Origin of the sequence: Pseudotabrizicola sp. (genome assembly GCF_030684215.1) — a bacterium.
In the GTDB taxonomy this organism is placed as follows: Bacteria; Pseudomonadota; Alphaproteobacteria; order Rhodobacterales; family Rhodobacteraceae; genus Pseudotabrizicola.
Genome location: NZ_JAUXOV010000036.1, coordinates 51,941 through 69,158, shown reverse-complemented (window position 1 = coordinate 69,158; position 17,218 = coordinate 51,941). Strand labels below are relative to the sequence as shown.

Genomic DNA, 17,218 nt, shown 5'->3' with positions numbered 1-17,218 from the left:
GCGACGCCCGAGGAATCCGGCGCATGGTAGGGCAAATGTTAAAGGAAGCGCCGCATGTTCTTGTCCGTGTTTGATATGTTCAAGGTGGGGATCGGCCCGTCTTCAAGCCATACCATGGGGCCTATGGTGGCCGCAGCGCGGTTTCTGGACACGCTGCGCGGATCTCCGTTTCAAGCCCATGGGCTGCGAGCATCGCTGCACGGGTCGCTGGCCTTCACCGGGGTCGGCCATGCCACAGACCGCGCGACGATCCTTGGCCTCGCAGGGTTTGCGCCCGACACTTATGATGCCGCCAAAGCGGACGAAGCCCTGGACGCGATCCGCCAGTCGCATCAGATCTCAGCGCCGGGTCTGCCCGCGCTGCACTTTGACCCCGAACGCGACCTGAGTTTTGACTACGGTCAGGCCCTGCCCGGCCATGCAAATGGCATGATCCTGCGCGCCACCGATGCGCAGGGCGATGTGATCTTGCAAGAGACCTACTATTCCATCGGTGGCGGGTTTGTTCTGACCGAATCCGAGCTTCAGGCCAGCGCCGCCGACAAAAAGAAATTGCGTGCCGATGTGCCCTATCCGTTTGAGACAGCGGCAGAAATGCTGGCAATGGCGCGCGACAGCGGGCTGTCCATCGCGGCAATGAAGCGCGCCAACGAGTTGCGCTTTCGCAGCGCCGCCGAACTGGATCGCGGCATCATGCGGCTGTGGGAAGTGATGAGCGACTGCATCGACCGTGGCATGTCGGGCAGCGGTATCTTGCCGGGCGGGCTGAAGGTGCGCCGCCGGGCCAAGGGCATCCATGATCAGTTGCTGGCCGAGCGTGGGCTGAACATGCAGGCCCCGCATACGATCAATGACTGGATGAGCCTTTATGCCATGGCCGTGAACGAAGAGAACGCCGCCGGGGGGCAGGTTGTGACTGCACCCACCAACGGGGCTGCGGGCGTGGTGCCTGCGGTCATCCGCTATTGGCTGGACCATGTGCCGGGCGCCGCACCCTCACGGATCGGGGAATTTCTGCTCACCGCATCCGCCATCGGCGGTCTATGCAAGCATAATGCAAGCATTTCTGGCGCTGAATGCGGCTGTCAGGCCGAAGTGGGCAGCGCCGCCGCCATGGCCGCTGCGGGCTTGTGCGCAGTGTTGGGCGGGATACCGGAACAGGTGGAAAACGCCGCAGAGATTGCACTGGAGCATCACCTTGGCATGACCTGCGATCCAGTCAAAGGGCTGGTGCAGGTGCCGTGCATCGAACGCAACGGGCTGGGTGCGATCAAGGCGGTGTCAGCGGCAAGCCTGTCGATGCGGGGCGACGGGCAGCATCTGGTCAGCCTTGACGCCTGCATCGAGACGATGCGTCAGACCGGGCGCGACATGCACGAGAAATACAAGGAAACCTCGCTGGGCGGGCTGGCGGTGAATGTGCCCAACTGCTGACACCTATACGGGTGGCAGGGGGAGGATGCGCTCCGCGCGGGAGTATTTAGAAAGCAGCAATTCAAAGCGCGCCCAGCGGGTTTGCTGCTTTCCAAATACTCAGGCAACTGCGCCGCCGGGTGCTGCCGGAGTATGAAGCAGCCCGCCTTTCCGTACGCGGTCATAAAGCGCAAATTCTGTCGCATGGGCGGAACTGAGCCGTGCAGACAGGGCGTCTGGCAGGATCAGTGTCTGCGCATCGGCGATAGGTGAGGCATTGCGGTGGGGCAGCTCAAGACTGCTGCCAAGACGGGCAGACAGAAACGCCAGCAGCCGGTCAAGGTCAGCATAATCAAAGATGTAGTTGACCGGCGTCCCGCCGTTCAGAAACCCCAGAAACCGGTCTTGCCGCCCGATACGGGCAAAGGGCGGTGGGTCATCCGCTAGCCGCGCCTCGACAAATTCGGCAAAGCTCAGCCCGTGGGTGGAGTTTTCATGCCCGCGCAGGGCATCACGCTGGCGATAGCGATACCAACTTCCCAGATGGTCCATCGGCGCGCGCATCACGGAAAAGGTCTCGACCGGCCCGCCAAGATTTCGGCGGATCCGCGCGGCCCATTTGCGGTGGTAGATCTGAGCGTTGATATGTTTATGGCCAGTGTCTGATGGCGTTGCCTGTGCAAACGGCGCCAGCACCGCGCGCAAGGATTGCGTGGCCGTTTTCGGATTGGCCAGAAACACCAGCCGCGCCTTTTCAAGAACCAGCACCCCTGCCCCCGTGTGTTTGTCTTTGCTGACGAAAGGCTAATGTCTTTTCTGAGCAAGCGGCAAGATGGCGGTGCAAAATCCGCGAGGCTTGTGTCGCTTTTGCGATGGACGGGGTGGAAAACCCACGTTAGCCCAATGGGATGACCCGCCAACCCGACCGTATTCTCCCCGGCGTCGTGCTGATGCTTGCGTTCTGCGTGCTTGCGCCGCTGCTGGATGTGTCGGCCAAGCTTGCCTCGGCCACGATCCCCGTCGGGCAGATCGTGACCGCGCGCTTTGTGGTGCAAGGCGCGCTGATGCTGCCGGTGATCCTGATCATGGGGATCACCTTGCGCCTGAGCCCAAGGGCGTTGGGGCTGATCTGTCTGCGGGCGGTGTTTCTGATCCTGTCCACATTCAGCTTTGTGGCGGCCATTTCGGTCATGCCGGTCGCTGATGCGCTTGCCATCGCCTTTGTCGAGCCGTTCATTCTGTTGCTGCTTGGCCGCCTTTTGTTCAACGACGAGGTCGGGCCGCGCCGGATCATTGCATCCGGGGTGGGCTTTGCGGGTGCGCTGCTAGTGATCCAGCCATCGCTTGCGGCTTTTGGATATGTCGCGCTCTGGCCGTTGGGGACTGCGTTCTTCTTTGCGTTTTACATGCTGTCCACCCGACAAGTGGCAGGGTTCATGCATCCGGTAGCCATGCAGTTTCACACCTCATGGACCGGGCTTTTGATGTGTCTGCCGGTCATGTTGCTGGCCGAGGGCACCGGATGGCGGCATTTTGATCCTGTCATGCCGCAAGGCCATGCTTGGGTATGGTTGTTTGGCGTGGGGTTCTGGGCCGCGCTTAGCCATATGTGCATGACCTATGCGCTGAAATTTGCGCCATCGGCCACGCTGGCCCCGCTTCACTATCTGGAGATCGTGGCCGCGGTAGCGCTTGGCTACTGGATCTTTGGCGATTTCCCCAATGCACTGACATGGGCTGGGATTGCCGTGATCACCGCGTCCGGTCTCTATATCATCTACCGCGAGCGGTTGTCGGCGCGGGCAGCACCCGCCAGCGCGGCCAAAGCCTGATCCAGCCGTGCGCGCGGCAAGATACACAGCATACCCGGCCCCGACAGATCAAGGCTGACCGGCCCGACACTGACCCGGTTTGAGGTGCCGACCCGCGTGTCGGGCGAAAACGCCAGACCGTCAATCGGCCAGTCCAGCCCGGTGCTGCGGCCCGTGACCGAGGCCAGCGGATAAAGACTGAACCTGTCGCCCGGCCGCAAGTTCAGCTGCACCTGGCGCGGCAGATGGAACACCACATCCTGCGGCCCCAACAAAACGCAAGGGCGGGCCTGGCGAACAAGTGTCGTCAGTACCGCAAGCCCGTGGTCCACCCGCGCGCCGATAAAGCCCAGCGCGATGATAAAGGGGCAATCGATAGACCGCAGCGCCTTGTCAAAATCGGTGGTGTCCTGTTCGGGGATGTGGTGCAGCCGGTCCGCGCCCAGCGCCACACGTGCCGCGTCAGAGATTGAGTCCATATCCCCGATCACAGCCTGCGGGTGAACGCCATGCGCCAGACAGCGGTCTGCCCCACCATCCGCCGCCACAACCACGGGCGCCCTTTGCTGCGAAATCCGAAACAATGCGGGGGAAACCGGGGCCCCTCCCACAAGCGTGATCCCGCCTGAGGATTGCACAATGACCTGATTCATGCGGATACTGTCTTTCGAATTGAGGCAAATCACCGGGGGGTGTGCCACAAACAATCCTTTAAATCACCCTGATCTGTCCACGGATTCGAACAGGTGATGGGTGAGAAACATGTATCGAGTTTTGCAGAAAGCGAGCATCCGATGAACGGTGCGAGTAAAATCCTTACGGTCTCTTACGGAACCTTCTCCTGCACGTTGGAGGGGTTTGAAGACCCATTCAACACAATGAAGGCCATTGCGGAGTATTTTCGCGATCTGGCGGCCGAGGATCGGTATTTCGGTGCCGAACCGCCGCAGCCGGATGCGGCGATGCTGCACAAGATAGCCGAGCGCGAGATTCAGCGCAGGGTTGAGGCCAAAGTTCAGGAAAATGGCGTGATTCTGCGCGCCGAAGAACAAGGGGCGATTGCAGCGCCAATTGTGGCGGCCCCCGCCGCAATGCCCGCTGCTGCCGAACCCCAGCCCGTTGTCGAAATGCCCGCCCGTGTCGCCGCGGCACCGGCAAGACCGGCGCCAACAGTGGCACAACCCGCCCCGGACACTGCCGCTTTGGCTGAAGCCGGCGCGGAATCGGTTGCCGAAAAGCTGTCACGCCTGCGTAAAGCCGCCGCTGAAAGTCAGGCAATGGCGGCAACGGCCACTGTTGTGACAACAGTGGCCCCCCTGATGGCGGCAAGCGCCCCCCTTGTGGCTGCGCAAGACGACTTTACCGAAGACCAACACGCAGACGCCGTGCCAGACAGCGTGCAGGCGTCTGAATTGGCAAGTGCCGCGGAAGATGACGCTGACCTGTCTGTGGATATGGCTGCGTTTGATGACCTGTTGCCCGAAGATCTGGCCCCCACCGCTGACGAGATTGTCGCCGGGGATCTGACACCCGAAGCGCAGGCCAGCGCAGATAACCTGTCTGATAATGAGATCGACGCCGAGGATCTGGCCGATCTTGAAGCAATAGACGCAGCGCCGCGCTTTGATGAACCTGAGGCGGATACACCTGACGCCCCAGACCTGACCGCCGCGGCCGAGGAAACTGACGCCGAAGACGAAGCGGTAGAGGTCTTTGAAGAACTGCAGGTTTCAGACACATCATCAGGCGTTGAGGATAGCGACGACTTCGACGACGAAGACGATATGCTGCTGGCAAGTCTGGCCGCAGACCAAACGGCTCCGGCGGCTGAGGTTGAAGTTGAGGCGCTTCCCGCCACAGCAGCGGCGGATGACGCATTGCTCGCCAGCCTCGCATCTTTGGTCGATCCAGAGGAAGATGAGGAAACGGCAGCCCCGGTTGTCACGCAGGCCGCCGAGATTGAGTCCGCGCCAACAGAACTGGAAGCCACAGCGCCAGAGATGGTCGCGGATGACAGTGACGAAGACGACATTGAAGCTGCGCCTGAACCCATCGATGCCGCGTTTCCTACACCGCAGGACGACATCGAATTCGAGGCAGAGACAGAGACACAAGACGACCTGCCAGAATCACAGGCAGATGTCGAAGACACACCGGATACGGCGCAAGCCGATGCCGAACCCGAAGACGTCTTTGCAACAGATCAGGACGACACGACAGACGAAGTGGCCCCAGTGGCACCTGTCCGCCCCGTGCGTCCGGTCCGCACCTTGCGGCCGACCGCCCTTGATCGGCCCTCGGTTCCCGCCGCACTTGTCGAAGAACTCACCTCAGATGTGATGCCTGCCGATGACGACCCGGCGCCACAGGCACCGATCTCTGTTGAAAAGCTTCAGCGTGCCCGTGCCCGTGTCATCAAGATCCGTCGCAACGATATGCAGGCTGTTTCAGACAACGCAGCCCCGGCAACCCTGTCGCAAGAAGCCGAAGCCGCCCTTGCAGCTGAATTGGCAGCCGTGGAACAAGATGGCCCGGCGAAGCCTGAACCGGTGGTTGCACCAGCTGCCCCGGAACAGCCCGCCGCTTCTGTGCCAGAACGTCGCCACACGCAGCCAACCGAAGATATTGCCGTGAATCGGTTGATGGCAGAAGCCAGCAACCAGATGGAGGTGCCCGATACAAAGCGCCGCCAGTCGGCCATTGCCCATCTGAAGGCCGCCGTTGCAGCGACGATCGCAGAACGCCGCGCGACCGGCAGCACCTTGGCTGGCAATGACAACCAGCGTATGGGCGCTTATCGCGATGATCTTGCAAAGGTGGTGCGTCCCTCGGCTGTAACGGCCCCGGCATCGGTCGAACGGCCTGCGCCGTTGGTTCTGGTATCCGAACAGCGCATTGACCGCCCTACAAAACCGACTGCCATGCCCCCCGTCGCTGCTCCCGTGCAGCCGGTCCGCCCGACGCGCCCCATGACATCGGCGGCGCTTGCGGTTGAGCCCGATCTGGACGAGGCGGATGATCTGGACGACGATGCTGGCGGCAATCTCTTTGAAGCCGACAGCGGATTTCCCGATTTTGCCGAACGGCTGGGCGCAAGTGAGCTGCCCGACCTGCTGGAAGCCGCAGCGGCCTATATTGCCTGCGTTGAAGGCCGCGACAGCTTTACCCGCCCACAGTTGATGCGCCACATCGGTGCAGCCGCAGAAGGTCTGTCGCGCGAAGACGGTTTGCGCAGCTTTGGAATCCTGCTACGGGATGGCGTGATAGAGCGGAGCCGTCGCGGACAATTCGCAATTAGCGAAGCCTCGCCACTGCTGGCAGAGGCCCGCAAAATCGCGGGCTGAGCGCCGCAAAACGGAATAGTGGGCCGAGGCTGCCATCAAGGCCCCAAAAGACAGGCGGAATGCAGTGCTGCATTCCGCCTGTTTTCATTGTTGCCTCTCTGAAGCTTCTGGCTTTGGCGTCCCCGCCTCTGGGTCCGGCTGGCCCACCCCCAGAAAAATCGGGCGCAATGGCAAGATCCACGCAATCCCAAGCCCGACATAAATCGCCAGTTCGAACAGTATCGACGGACGGTCGATCCAGTTCACCAGACTGACCGCCACCACGACATAAGCAGGCAATCCTATCAGCAAAACCAGCAACGACAGTCGCCGCCGCGCCTTGTAGCTTAACGCCATGGCATCCTCATCCGGTTTAGGGCCTCCCTATGGGTCAGGGGTGCCAGTCAGTCCGCAAACGGGTCGGTCACCAGAATGGTGTCGTCCCGTTCAGGAGAGGTGGAAAGTAGGGCGACCGGGCATTGGATCAATTCCTCGATCCGTCGCACATATTTGATCGCAGCACCCGGCAGTTGCGCCCAAGACCGCGCGCCGGCGGTCGACTCTGACCAGCCTTCCATTTCCTCATAGATCGGGGTGCAGCGGGCCTGTTGATCGGCAGCCGTTGGCAGATAGTCCAGACGGGTGCCGTCTAGGTCATACCCAATGCAGATTTTCAGCGTCTTGAACCCGTCCAGCACGTCCAGTTTGGTCAGTGCAATGCCCGACACACCGCTGGTGGCACAGGTCTGGCGGACCAAAACCGCATCAAACCAGCCGCAGCGCCGCTTGCGCCCGGTGACGGTGCCAAACTCATGGCCACGCTCGCCCAGACGCTCGCCATCGGCGTCAAACAGTTCCGCCGGGAACGGTCCTTCGCCCACGCGTGTGGTATAGGCCTTGACGATGCCAAGCACAAAATCAATCGCGGTCGGGCCAAGACCCACCCCGGTGGCCGCCTGCCCCGCAATCACGTTGGACGAAGTAACAAAGGGATAGGTGCCAAAGTCGATGTCCAGCAGCGCGCCTTGCGCACCCTCGAACAAGATGCGCTTTCCAGCCCGTCGCGACTCGTTCATCACCTTCCAGACGGGCGAGGCATAAGGCAGCACCTGCGGCGCGATCTCATGCAGCAGCGCCAGAAGTGCTGCGCGGTCCACCGGGTCCATCCCTAGACCCCGGCGCAACGCATCGTGATGCGCAAGCAGACGGTCCACCCGCAATTCCAGCGTGGCGGCATCGGCCAGATCAGCCACCCGAATGGCGCGCCGCCCCACCTTGTCTTCATAGGCCGGGCCAATGCCGCGCCCGGTGGTGCCGATCTTGGCAACACCGACACTGCCTTCGCGTGCCCGGTCCAACTCGCCATGCAGCGGCAGGATCAGCGGTGCATTTTCGGCCACCAGCAGGTTTTCGGGCGAAATATCCACGCCCTGATCGCGCAGCTTGGCGATCTCCATCACCAGATGCCAGGGGTCCAGCACAACGCCATTGCCGATCACAGACAGCTTGCCGCCGCGCACGATTCCGCTCGGCAGCAGCGACAGCTTGTATACCTTGCCGTCAATGACCAGCGTATGGCCCGCGTTGTGCCCGCCCTGAAAGCGCGCGACGATGTCGGCGCGTTCGGACAGCCAGTCCACAATCTTGCCTTTGCCCTCGTCGCCCCATTGGGCGCCCACGACAACCACGTTGGCCATGCTGATCTCCTTGGCTCTAAAACCGTCTGTGCTATAGACGTAAGGCCCGCTCAGGGAAACAGGGAAATGGTCTGTCATCACCGTCTGTGCTGTTTCGCGCCTCACCCCCAGCGCACGTCTGGCATTGCTGCTTTCCAAATTCTCCCGCCGGAGGCGTTCCACAGTTGCACACCTGCGCGCCGTGAAGGGGTTGCGCGTCGCCCCCCATCAGCCTAGATAGGCGCGTCAGCTTCGGGAACGCCCATGGAAAACGTCATCCTTGCCATCCACCTTATCCTCGCCCTCCTTCTGGTCGGCGTGGTTCTCTTGCAAAGGTCCGAAGGCGGCGGCCTTGGCATGGGCGGCGGCGGTGGCGGCGGGGCAATGTCGGGCCGCGCGGCTGCGACTGCACTTGGCAAGGTAACTTGGGTCCTAGCGATCCTGTTCATCTGCACCTCGATCACGCTGACCATTCTGGCGGCGCAAAAAGCGGGCTCGGGTTCGGTGATTGACCAGATCGGCGCACCGTCGCCGTCGCCATCAACACCCGTAACGCCATCGGGGAACGATCTGTTGCCACCTGCGCCCACCAATGCGCCGTTGGCACCACCACGGGCTGAAAACTGATACTATCCCTTGTCGCGGCCCCGCCCTGCAAAACAGCATCTAGCGGTGCTGTTGCAAAGGACTGTTGCCTAGGGTAAGGCTTTGGTCCCGTGGTACTGCGATTCCCACCCATCGAATCGCGTTTGTTACACGGGGGCCTTCACATGGCGCGCTATATCTTTATCACAGGCGGCGTTGTGTCATCGCTGGGCAAGGGGCTTGCCTCTGCCGCACTCGGGGCGTTGTTGCAGGCACGCGGCTACACGGTGCGCCTACGCAAGCTGGACCCCTATCTGAACGTTGATCCCGGCACGATGTCGCCCTTTGAACATGGCGAGGTGTTTGTGACCGACGATGGCGCGGAAACCGATCTTGACCTTGGCCACTATGAGCGGTTCACCGGGGTATCGGCGCGGCAGACCGACTCTATCTCATCAGGCCGGATCTATTCGAACGTGCTTGAGAAAGAACGGCGCGGCGATTATCTGGGCAAGACCATTCAGGTGATTCCGCACGTCACCAACGAAATCAAGGACTTCCTGCGCATCGGCGCTGATGAGGTGGATTTCATGCTGTGCGAAATCGGCGGCACGGTGGGCGATATTGAAGGCTTGCCATTCTTTGAAGCCATCCGTCAGTTCATCCACGAGCGGCCGCGCGGCCAGTCGATTCTGATGCACCTGACGCTGTTGCCTTATCTGGCGGCCAGCGGTGAGCTGAAAACCAAACCCACCCAGCACTCGGTCAAGGAGCTGCAATCCATCGGCCTTGCGCCTGATGTGCTGGTCTGCCGGTCTGAGCATCCGATCCCGGAAAAAGAGCGTGAAAAGATCGCCCTTTTCTGCAATGTGCGCAAAGATCATGTGATCCCGGCCTATGATCTGAAAACCATCTATGAGGCGCCGCTGGCCTATCACCGCGCGGGCCTTGATCAGGCGGTGCTGGATGCGTTCGGCATCTCGCCCGCGCCAAAGCCGAACCTGACCCGCTGGGAAGACGTGATGGACCGGATGACCAATGCCGAAGGCACGGTCCGGGTGGCGATCGTGGGCAAATACACCCAGTTGGAAGACGCCTATAAGTCAATTGCCGAGGCGCTGACCCATGGTGGCATGGCCAACCGCACGCGGGTCAAGGCGGAATGGATCGACGCAGAGATCTTCGAGAACGAAGACCCCGCCGCCTATTTGCAGAACTTCCACGCCATTCTGGTGCCCGGCGGCTTTGGCGAGCGCGGGACCGAAGGCAAGATCAAGGCGGCACAATTCGCGCGTGAGAAAAAGATCCCCTATCTGGGTATCTGTCTGGGCATGCAGATGGCTGTCATCGAATCCGCCCGCAACCTCGCCGGATTGCCCAATGCAGGGTCCGAGGAGTTTGACCACGAATTCGGAGAAAAGCGTTTTACACCCGTGGTTTACCATCTGAAAGAATGGGTGCAGGGCAACCATACCGTGCGCCGCAAGTCAGACGATGCCAAGGGCGGCACCATGCGGCTGGGGGCCTATACCGCCAGTCTCAAAGTCGGCTCACGCGTGGCCGAGGTTTACGGCGGCACCGTGATCGAGGAACGCCACCGCCACCGCTACGAGGTTGACATAAAATATCGCGACCAGCTTGAAGCCTGCGGCCTGATCTTTTCCGGCCTGTCCCCCGATGGCAAATTGCCCGAGATCGTCGAGGTCAAGGATCACCCGTGGTTCATCGGCGTGCAGTTCCACCCCGAACTGAAATCCAAACCCTTCGCCCCCCACCCCCTGTTCGCCGACTTCGTGCGCGCAGCGAAAGAAGTTGAACGGTTGGTGTGATGCTCCCCTGTATGGGGCGCGGGCGCGGTTCCATCATTTCAGATCAAAGGCCGGGCACGTCCCGGCCTTTTGCTTTGGAGTTGAAGGGCAGACCGCCTGAAAATAATTTGCGCAAACGTTTGCGCAGAATCGAAACTGCTGCTAACCTTTCCTCAATCGACAACTGGGAGGGTGTTGGGACATGACCACAATCAAGGATATTGCGCAGCAGTTGGGGCTTTCAGCCGCCACAGTCTCGCGTGCCTTGGCCGGAAATGCCCGCATACCCGAAACCACGCGTGACCGGGTGCAAGCCCTTGCCGATCAGTTGGGGTACGCCCCGAACCGCGCGGCGCAGTCACTTGTGGGCGGGCGCACCTCGGGCTTTGCCGGGCTGGTGCTGACCGACCCCGGCTATGGCCGCGAAGACAGTTATCTGGGCGAATACATATCGGGCCTCGGGCATGGGCTGGCGGAAACCGGGATTGATCTGTTTTTGGCCGCGATCCCGCAAGGGCAGTCTGAACTGTCGGTGATCCGCAATATCGTCACATCACGGCGTGCCGACGGGTTGATTCTAGGCAGGACATCCGAGGTGGACCCCCGCGTTGATTATCTGATTACGGCGGGGTTTCCCTTTGTCACCCACGGGCGGGTGCTGTCGGATGCCCTGCCCTATTCATGGGTGGATACCGATGGCACAGCGGCCTTTGCCGAGGCGTTTGATCTGCTGTATGCCCTTGGCCATCGCCGCTTTGCCCTGCTGACCATCGAGGAGGCGATGACCTTTCGCCATCACCGCACCGAAGGCGTGATGCAGGCGATGGAGCGCTGCGGCGACCCATCGGTAACGCTGACCATTGCCACCTCACCCCGGTATGATCCGGCCCGGCGGGTGCAGGTGGTGCGCGATCTGCTGACAGCAGACCCCCGCCCCACCGCCATTCTGGCAATGTTCGACAGCCTTGCGCTGAATGTTTTGCATGTGGCCGAAAGCCTGTCGCTGTCAGTGCCCCGCGATCTGAGCGTGATCGGCTATGACAACATCACCTCGGCAGCAATGGCGCGCCCCGGATTGACCACCTTTGACACTGATACGTTTTCATCCGCCCGCGACACGGGGCGCATGCTGGTAGAGCGGATCAAATCACCCGACGCGGATCAGCAGTCTCTGCTGATCCGGCCCAAGCTGGTGCTGCGTGCCAGCCATGGGCCAGCACCGGCTTGATGCTGGCCTGACACGGACGACCCAAAGACGACACATAAAGGGAGGACGACAATGAAAACGCTTGTAAAATGGCGACTGACTGCGGCTGCCGTAACGGTATCGATGATCGCAGGCCCGGCCCTAGCCGAGCCGCTGTTCTGGTCCACACAGGCCAAGCCGATCGAGGAAAGCCAGAAGATGCGCGATGAGGTCATGGCAGGCTTTCCCGGCGGCGTGGATTACCAGCCATCGGATGAAGGCCCGTGGCTGACGCGGATGCAGGCCGAATTGCAGGCCGGATCAGGCAGAATTGCGGTTCTGGGCGGATTGCACGGCGATTTGTCATCGCTGGGCGGTGATCTGGTCGATCTATCGGGCATTGATGCCGAAGCCGTAGGACCAGCGATGATGGAACTGGGGGCGCTGGGATCGGGAGAGCAGAAATATATTCCGTGGATGCAGGCCACCTATCTGATGGTTGCCAACCGCAAGGCGCTGGAGTTTCTGCCCGAAGGTGCGGATATTAATGCGCTGTCTTATGACCAGTTGATCGACTGGGCGCGCGCCACCGCCGAGGCCACGGGCGGGCCAAAGTTCGGCTTCCCCGCCGGGCCACAGGGGTTGAAGCATCGGTTTTTTCAGGGTTTCCTGCTGCCAGCCTATACCAAATCGACGGTGACCAACTTCCGCTCGGATGAGGCGGTGGTGGCGTGGGAGACATTCCGCGAGCTGTGGCAGTATACCAACCCGGCGGCGACCAACTATTCGTTCATGCAAGAGCAGTTGGTAACCGAAGAAGTCTGGATCGCCTTTGATCACGTGGCCCGTATCGCCGATGCGTTCAACCAGCGCCCTGATGATTTCGTGGCCTTCCCGGCGCCCGCTGGCCCGATGGGCCGCGCGTTCATGCCGGTGGTGGCAGGAATTGCGGTGCCGCGCACAGCGCCGAACATGGACGAGTCGATGGCGCTGGTCGCCCATATGCTGAAACCGGAAACCCAGATCGCCACCCTGCGGGCGACCAACTTTTTCCCGGTGATCGCAACCGATCTGCCCGAAGACATGCCCGCCTCGGTCAAGGCGTCAGGCCCGGCGATTGCGGCCATGACGGGGGCCGCTGACGCGCTGCCCGCGCTGTTGCCGATGGGGTTGGGCGACAAGGGCGGCCAGTTCAATCAGGTCTATACCGACACGTTTGAACGCATCATTTTGGCGGGGCAGGACATCCGCACCGTGCTGGACAGCCAAGCCGAGGTGCTGCGCGCGCTGATGATCGAGGCGAATGCGCCGTGCTGGGCCCCGGATGCGGCCTCGGATGGTCCTTGCCCGGTGAACTGACAGCTTTGGGGGCGCGGTGATGATCGCGCCCCCGTCTGCACCAGACCGCACCCATTCAATTGCGAAGGACAAGGGCCATGCCGCGTCTGCTTCCATATTTGCTGCTGTTGCCTGCAACGGCCTTTTTGTGCCTGTTTTTCCTTTATCCCTTTGTGCAGGTCGCGCATGACTCTGTCATGCGGGGCGGCGTCTACACGCTGGAGAATTTCACCCGGATGGCCGGGCACTGGAAGTTTTCAACGGCGTTCTGGAATACCATGCTTTTGGCCGCCGTGGTGGTGCCGGTGCAATTGGCGATGGCGCTGACCATGGCCAGCATCGTGACCAAGCTGCAACGCGGGCGGTCGTCGATCCTGTATATTTTCGCGATTCCCTTGGGGATTTCCGATCTGGCGGCGGGGCTGATCTGGCTGTCAGTGTTTGAGCAATCGGGGTTTTTGAACAGTCTGCTGGTGGGGCTTGGGGTTGTGGACCGGCCCATTCTGTTGCTGGGCTATCAGAACACATGGGTCATTTTCATCGCCATCGCTCTGGCCGAAGTCTGGCGCGCGACCGCTATCATGATGGTCATTCTGGTGGCGGGCATGGGGTTGATCCCCAAGGAATATGGCGAGGCGGCGGATGTGTTTGGCGCGTCGCGCTGGCAGAAGTTTCGCCGGGTGACGCTGCCGATGCTGAAACCCAGCCTGCAAACCGCGCTGATCTTGCGGGTAATTCTGGCGTTTGAGGTGTTTGCTGTGGTCGTGGCGCTTGGCGGCACACAGCTGCCGGTGCTGATGAGCGAGACCTATCACTGGCAGTTTGCCATGCAAGAACGCGGGGTCGCGGCGGCCTATGCCATGGTCATTCTGGCGGTGTCGGTCGCGTTTACCATTCTGATCCTGCGTCTTTTGCATGTGCCAAAGGGGGCAAGGGTATGAGCGAACCATCTGTGCGCCGTGCGGGCAACCGCGTTTTCATCGCAGGCGTTGCCCTGCTGATCCTGTGGGTTCTCCTGCCGATCTGGCTGTTGTTCGTCAACGCCCTTTCAGCCCCTGCCGAGGTGACGGGGTTTCCCAAGCGCTTTATCCCGTCGTTTGATCTGGCGTCGCTGTCGTTCTTTTTCGGCTTTTCCGGCGTGATTGATGCGCTGTGGAATTCGGTGAAAGTGGCGGCCTTGACCATGATCCTGTCGATCGGGGTTGGCGCGCCAGCGGGCTATGCGCTGTCGCGGTTTGATTTTCCCGGCAAAGAGACGTTCCGCTTTTTGGTGGTGATGACACGCGCCTTTCCGCTGCCGCTTTTGGCGCTGCCCTTGGCGGTGATGTTCATTCGCACGGGGCTGGATGACACGATTATCGGGCTTGCGCTGGTGCATACCACGCTGGCGCTGCCGTTTGCCGTCCTGATCACCTATTCGCTGTTTTCCGGCATCCCGTTAGAGCTGGAAGAAGCGGCGTGGACGTTGGGCTGCAACCGGGTGCAGGCGTTTACCAAAGTGATCTTGCCGCTTGCTGCCCCCGGCATTGCCGCCAGTGCGGTGTTTGCCTTTGTCATCAGCTGGAACGAGGTCTTTGCCGCCGCTGTGCTGACGGTGGAAAACCGCACGCTGACGGCATTTCTGCTGCAAAGTCTAGATGTTTCCCCCTTGCCTTTGAAATTCGCGGGCGGGGCGGCGCTGGTGCTGCCTGCCCTGTTCTTCATCTTTGCCGTTCGCAAATACCTGTTTGCGATGTGGGGCATCGCCAACCGTTAAGGGGGTCATCATGGCCGTTATCGAAATCAAGCAGGTTGCCAAGAATTTTGGCGCGTTTACTGCCCTGCACTCGGTTGATCTGACGATTGCCGATCAGGAATTCATGGTGCTTCTGGGCGCGTCGGGCTGTGGCAAGACCACGCTTTTGCGCATCATCGCCGGGCTGGAGACGCCGACAGCAGGCGAGGTCTGGATCGGCGGGCGGCGGGTGGATCATCTGCCCCCGCGTGAGCGTGGCATTGCGATGGTGTTCCAGAACTATGCCGTGTTTCCGCATCTGACAGTGTTCGAAAACATCGCATTCGGGTTGCGGATGAAAAAGATGGATCAGGCCGAGGTGACGCGCCGGGTCACGCGCACAGCAGAACTGATGCATATCGAGCAGCTTTTGAAGCGCTATTCGGGCGAGTTGTCGGGCGGTCAGCGGCAACGTGTGGCGGTGGCGCGTGCGTTGGCGATGGAGCCGGACGTGATCTTGATGGACGAACCCCTGTCCAACCTTGACGCGCTGTTGCGCCTTGAGATGCGGGCCGAGCTAAAGGGGGTTCTGGCGGAGTCGAACACGACAACCATCTATGTGACTCATGATCAGGTAGAGGCGATGAGCCTTGCCGACCGCATCTCGGTGATGAACGGCGGGCGCATCGTGCAGGCCGCAAATCCGGTCGAGGTGTATCGCAATCCCGCCGCGCGCTTTGTCGGCAGTTTCATTGGTAACCCGCCGATGAATTTCCTCACCGCCACGCCTGTCGGTCCGGGCAAATGGCAGGTGGCGGGGCAAACCTATGACGGACCCCACGCGCAAGCCGCCGAATTTGCCGTCCGCCCCGAAGACCTGCACCCCGCAGACCACGGCCTGCCCGCCGAGGTGCGCGTGGTGGAACCGCTTGGCCCCCATACGCTGGTCACCACCACCGTTGCGGGTCAACCGTTCCGCGCCGTGCTGGAAAGCACGCTGATGCCGCGTCCCGGTGATGTGATCCACCTTGCCCCGGTGCCGGACCGCATCCGCTGGTTCGACCCCGCCACCCAAACCGCCCTGTGCTGAAAGTGTCTGCCATGACAAGTCTTACCGAAAACGCCATTGAAATCCTGCGCGAAAATGACCGTGGCAGCTATACAGTGCCGACCAAGGGGCTGTATCCGTTCCAATGGAACTGGGATTCGTGCCTGACATCCCTTGGGCAAAGGCACTTTGACGAGGCGCGCGCCTGGACCGAGATTGACACGCTTTTTGCGCATCAATGGCCTTGCGGAATGGTGCCGCATATCGTGTTTCACAAACACGATGACGGCTATTTCCCCGGCCCCGATGTCTGGGCCACAAACCGCCCGGTGCCAACATCTGGCATCACCCAGCCAGCAGTTGCGGGCTTTGCGCTGCGCCGATTGTATGATCTGGCCAGCGACAAGGCGGCGGCAGAGACCCGCGTGCGGGTGCTGTTGCCAAAGGTTGCCGCGTGGCACCGCTGGTTTTACGCGACCCGCGATCCGGCAGGGACAGGTCTGGTCGCGATCCTGCACCCGTGGGAGGCGGGGCGCGATAATTCCATCGATTGGGACACGCCGTTTGACCGGGTGCCGACAGATGGCATCAGCCCCTATACCCGCCGCGATACCCAGCACGCAGACCCCGCACATCGCCCGACCAAAGAGCAATACGACCGCTATCTGTGGCTGGTCGAGCATTTCCGGGGGCTGGGCTGGGACACAACGAAACTGCATGATGCGTCACCGTTTCAGGTGGTTGATCCCGGTTTCAACGCCATCCTGATCCGCGCCAGCGCCGATCTGGCCGATCTGGCCGAGGGGTTGGGGGAAACCGCCCTTGCCGCCGAGAACCGCGCCTTTGCCGCGCGCGGGCTGGCGGCGATGGAAGGCCTGTGGTCGGACGCGCATGGCCAATATCTGTGCCGCGACCGGGTGACGGGGGCGCTGATCGACTCGGCCTCCATCGGGGGTTTGCTGGCGGCGTTTTGTGCCATTCCGTCGGCGCGGGCGCAGGCGATAGCAGCCACCATTGACGCACATGGCACACGGTTTCGCGTGGCCAGCCATCCGCCATCGGACCCGCGTTTTGACGCCAAGCGCTATTGGCGCGGGCCGGTGTGGCTGGTGGTGAATTACATGATCGCGGATGGGCTGGCGCGGGCTGGCGCGCAAGAGGCGGCGGACAAGATCACCGCCTCCAGCCTTGATCTGATCCGCACAAGCGGCTTTGCTGAATATTACGATCCCATGACGGGCGAGCCTTTGGGCGGTGGTCGGTTCACATGGACGGCGGCGATGGTGCTGGAGTTTTTGTCAATGGAGGCGTGAGCG

At 61.4% G+C, this 17,218-nt stretch carries 15 protein-coding genes; 11 read left to right on the top strand and 4 right to left on the bottom strand.

Features of this window, described 5'->3' with window-relative positions:
- Positions 1–54: 54 nt before the first annotated feature.
- Entirely contained in the window at positions 55–1,434 is a 1,380-nt protein-coding gene (locus Q8K08_RS05620) for an L-serine ammonia-lyase (RefSeq protein WP_304797253.1), read from the top strand.
- Positions 1,435–1,533: 99 nt separating this feature from the next.
- On the opposite strand, the gene Q8K08_RS05615 is transcribed toward Q8K08_RS05620, so the two are convergent.
- Complete coding sequence (locus Q8K08_RS05615; protein ID WP_304797254.1) at positions 1,534–2,181, bottom strand: gamma-glutamyl kinase; 648 nt, start codon at positions 2,179–2,181, stop codon at positions 1,534–1,536.
- Positions 2,182–2,321: 140 nt separating this feature from the next.
- On the opposite strand from Q8K08_RS05615, the gene Q8K08_RS05610 reads away from it, so the two are divergent.
- Positions 2,322–3,245, top strand: coding sequence for a DMT family transporter (locus Q8K08_RS05610; protein ID WP_304797256.1), 924 nt, complete (start codon positions 2,322–2,324; stop codon positions 3,243–3,245).
- Here Q8K08_RS05610 and Q8K08_RS05605 read toward each other — a convergent pair.
- The gene (locus Q8K08_RS05605) at positions 3,191–3,877 is read right to left on the bottom strand and encodes a thiamine diphosphokinase (protein WP_304797257.1); all 687 of its coding nucleotides are present in this window, start codon (positions 3,875–3,877) and stop codon (positions 3,191–3,193) included. The two genes, Q8K08_RS05610 and Q8K08_RS05605, sit on opposite strands and share 55 nt — an antisense overlap.
- 225 nt (positions 3,878–4,102) lie before the next feature.
- On the opposite strand from Q8K08_RS05605, the gene Q8K08_RS05600 reads away from it, so the two are divergent.
- Positions 4,103–6,568, top strand: coding sequence for a hypothetical protein (locus Q8K08_RS05600; RefSeq protein WP_305249441.1), 2,466 nt, complete (start codon positions 4,103–4,105; stop codon positions 6,566–6,568).
- Between the two features lie 84 nt (positions 6,569–6,652).
- Here Q8K08_RS05600 and Q8K08_RS05595 read toward each other — a convergent pair whose 3' ends face one another.
- Entirely contained in the window at positions 6,653–6,904 is a 252-nt protein-coding gene (locus Q8K08_RS05595) for a DUF2842 domain-containing protein (RefSeq protein ID WP_305249440.1), read from the bottom strand.
- Between the two features lie 47 nt (positions 6,905–6,951).
- Positions 6,952–8,244: an adenylosuccinate synthase gene (locus Q8K08_RS05590; protein WP_305249439.1), complete on the bottom strand. Its 1,293-nt coding sequence runs from the start codon at positions 8,242–8,244 to the stop codon at positions 6,952–6,954.
- Positions 8,245–8,487: 243 nt separating this feature from the next.
- On the opposite strand from Q8K08_RS05590, the gene secG reads away from it, so the two are divergent.
- The 8 genes from secG (at position 8,488) to Q8K08_RS05550 (ending at position 17,215) form a co-directional block, all read left to right on the top strand.
- A complete protein-coding gene (gene secG, locus Q8K08_RS05585; protein ID WP_304796979.1) occupies positions 8,488–8,850 on the top strand; it encodes a preprotein translocase subunit SecG in 363 nt (120 codons plus the stop codon).
- A 143-nt stretch (positions 8,851–8,993) separates the two neighbouring features.
- The gene (locus tag Q8K08_RS05580; protein WP_304796980.1) at positions 8,994–10,637 is read left to right on the top strand and encodes a CTP synthase; all 1,644 of its coding nucleotides are present in this window, start codon (positions 8,994–8,996) and stop codon (positions 10,635–10,637) included.
- A gap of 181 nt (positions 10,638–10,818) precedes the next feature.
- A complete protein-coding gene (locus tag Q8K08_RS05575) occupies positions 10,819–11,844 on the top strand; it encodes a LacI family DNA-binding transcriptional regulator (protein WP_305249438.1) in 1,026 nt (341 codons plus the stop codon).
- Positions 11,845–11,895: 51 nt separating this feature from the next.
- Positions 11,896–13,161: an ABC transporter substrate-binding protein gene (locus tag Q8K08_RS05570; RefSeq protein ID WP_305249437.1), complete on the top strand. Its 1,266-nt coding sequence runs from the start codon at positions 11,896–11,898 to the stop codon at positions 13,159–13,161.
- 77 nt (positions 13,162–13,238) lie between these two features.
- Positions 13,239–14,081, top strand: a complete 843-nt coding sequence (locus Q8K08_RS05565) for a carbohydrate ABC transporter permease (RefSeq protein ID WP_305249436.1) — start codon at positions 13,239–13,241, stop codon at positions 14,079–14,081.
- Positions 14,078–14,896, top strand: a complete 819-nt coding sequence (locus tag Q8K08_RS05560) for a carbohydrate ABC transporter permease (protein WP_304796988.1) — start codon at positions 14,078–14,080, stop codon at positions 14,894–14,896. The genes Q8K08_RS05565 and Q8K08_RS05560 overlap by 4 nt, the downstream gene beginning before the upstream one ends.
- 10 nt (positions 14,897–14,906) lie before the next feature.
- Positions 14,907–15,944, top strand: coding sequence for an ABC transporter ATP-binding protein (locus tag Q8K08_RS05555; RefSeq protein ID WP_305249435.1), 1,038 nt, complete (start codon positions 14,907–14,909; stop codon positions 15,942–15,944).
- Positions 15,945–15,955: 11 nt separating this feature from the next.
- Positions 15,956–17,215 (top strand): amylo-alpha-1,6-glucosidase, encoded by a 1,260-nt coding sequence (locus Q8K08_RS05550; RefSeq protein WP_305249434.1) that lies wholly within the window; start codon positions 15,956–15,958, stop codon positions 17,213–17,215.
- Positions 17,216–17,218 lie beyond the last annotated feature (3 nt).

Coding starts and splice junctions, on each gene's coding strand:
- Q8K08_RS05605 (WP_304797257.1), bottom strand. CDS start 3,877: ATGAATCAGGTCATTGTGCAATCCTCAGGCGGGATCACGCTTGTGGGA.
- secG (WP_304796979.1), top strand. CDS start 8,488: ATGGAAAACGTCATCCTTGCCATCCACCTTATCCTCGCCCTCCTTCTG.
- Q8K08_RS05550 (WP_305249434.1), top strand. CDS start 15,956: ATGACAAGTCTTACCGAAAACGCCATTGAAATCCTGCGCGAAAATGAC.
- Q8K08_RS05560 (WP_304796988.1), top strand. CDS start 14,078: ATGAGCGAACCATCTGTGCGCCGTGCGGGCAACCGCGTTTTCATCGCA.
- Q8K08_RS05570 (WP_305249437.1), top strand. CDS start 11,896: ATGAAAACGCTTGTAAAATGGCGACTGACTGCGGCTGCCGTAACGGTA.
- Q8K08_RS05620 (WP_304797253.1), top strand. CDS start 55: ATGTTCTTGTCCGTGTTTGATATGTTCAAGGTGGGGATCGGCCCGTCT.
- Q8K08_RS05595 (WP_305249440.1), bottom strand. CDS start 6,904: ATGGCGTTAAGCTACAAGGCGCGGCGGCGACTGTCGTTGCTGGTTTTG.
- Q8K08_RS05575 (WP_305249438.1), top strand. CDS start 10,819: ATGACCACAATCAAGGATATTGCGCAGCAGTTGGGGCTTTCAGCCGCC.
- Q8K08_RS05610 (WP_304797256.1), top strand. CDS start 2,322: ATGACCCGCCAACCCGACCGTATTCTCCCCGGCGTCGTGCTGATGCTT.
- Q8K08_RS05590 (WP_305249439.1), bottom strand. CDS start 8,244: ATGGCCAACGTGGTTGTCGTGGGCGCCCAATGGGGCGACGAGGGCAAA.
- Q8K08_RS05580 (WP_304796980.1), top strand. CDS start 8,994: ATGGCGCGCTATATCTTTATCACAGGCGGCGTTGTGTCATCGCTGGGC.
- Q8K08_RS05600 (WP_305249441.1), top strand. CDS start 4,103: ATGAAGGCCATTGCGGAGTATTTTCGCGATCTGGCGGCCGAGGATCGG.
- Q8K08_RS05555 (WP_305249435.1), top strand. CDS start 14,907: ATGGCCGTTATCGAAATCAAGCAGGTTGCCAAGAATTTTGGCGCGTTT.
- Q8K08_RS05565 (WP_305249436.1), top strand. CDS start 13,239: ATGCCGCGTCTGCTTCCATATTTGCTGCTGTTGCCTGCAACGGCCTTT.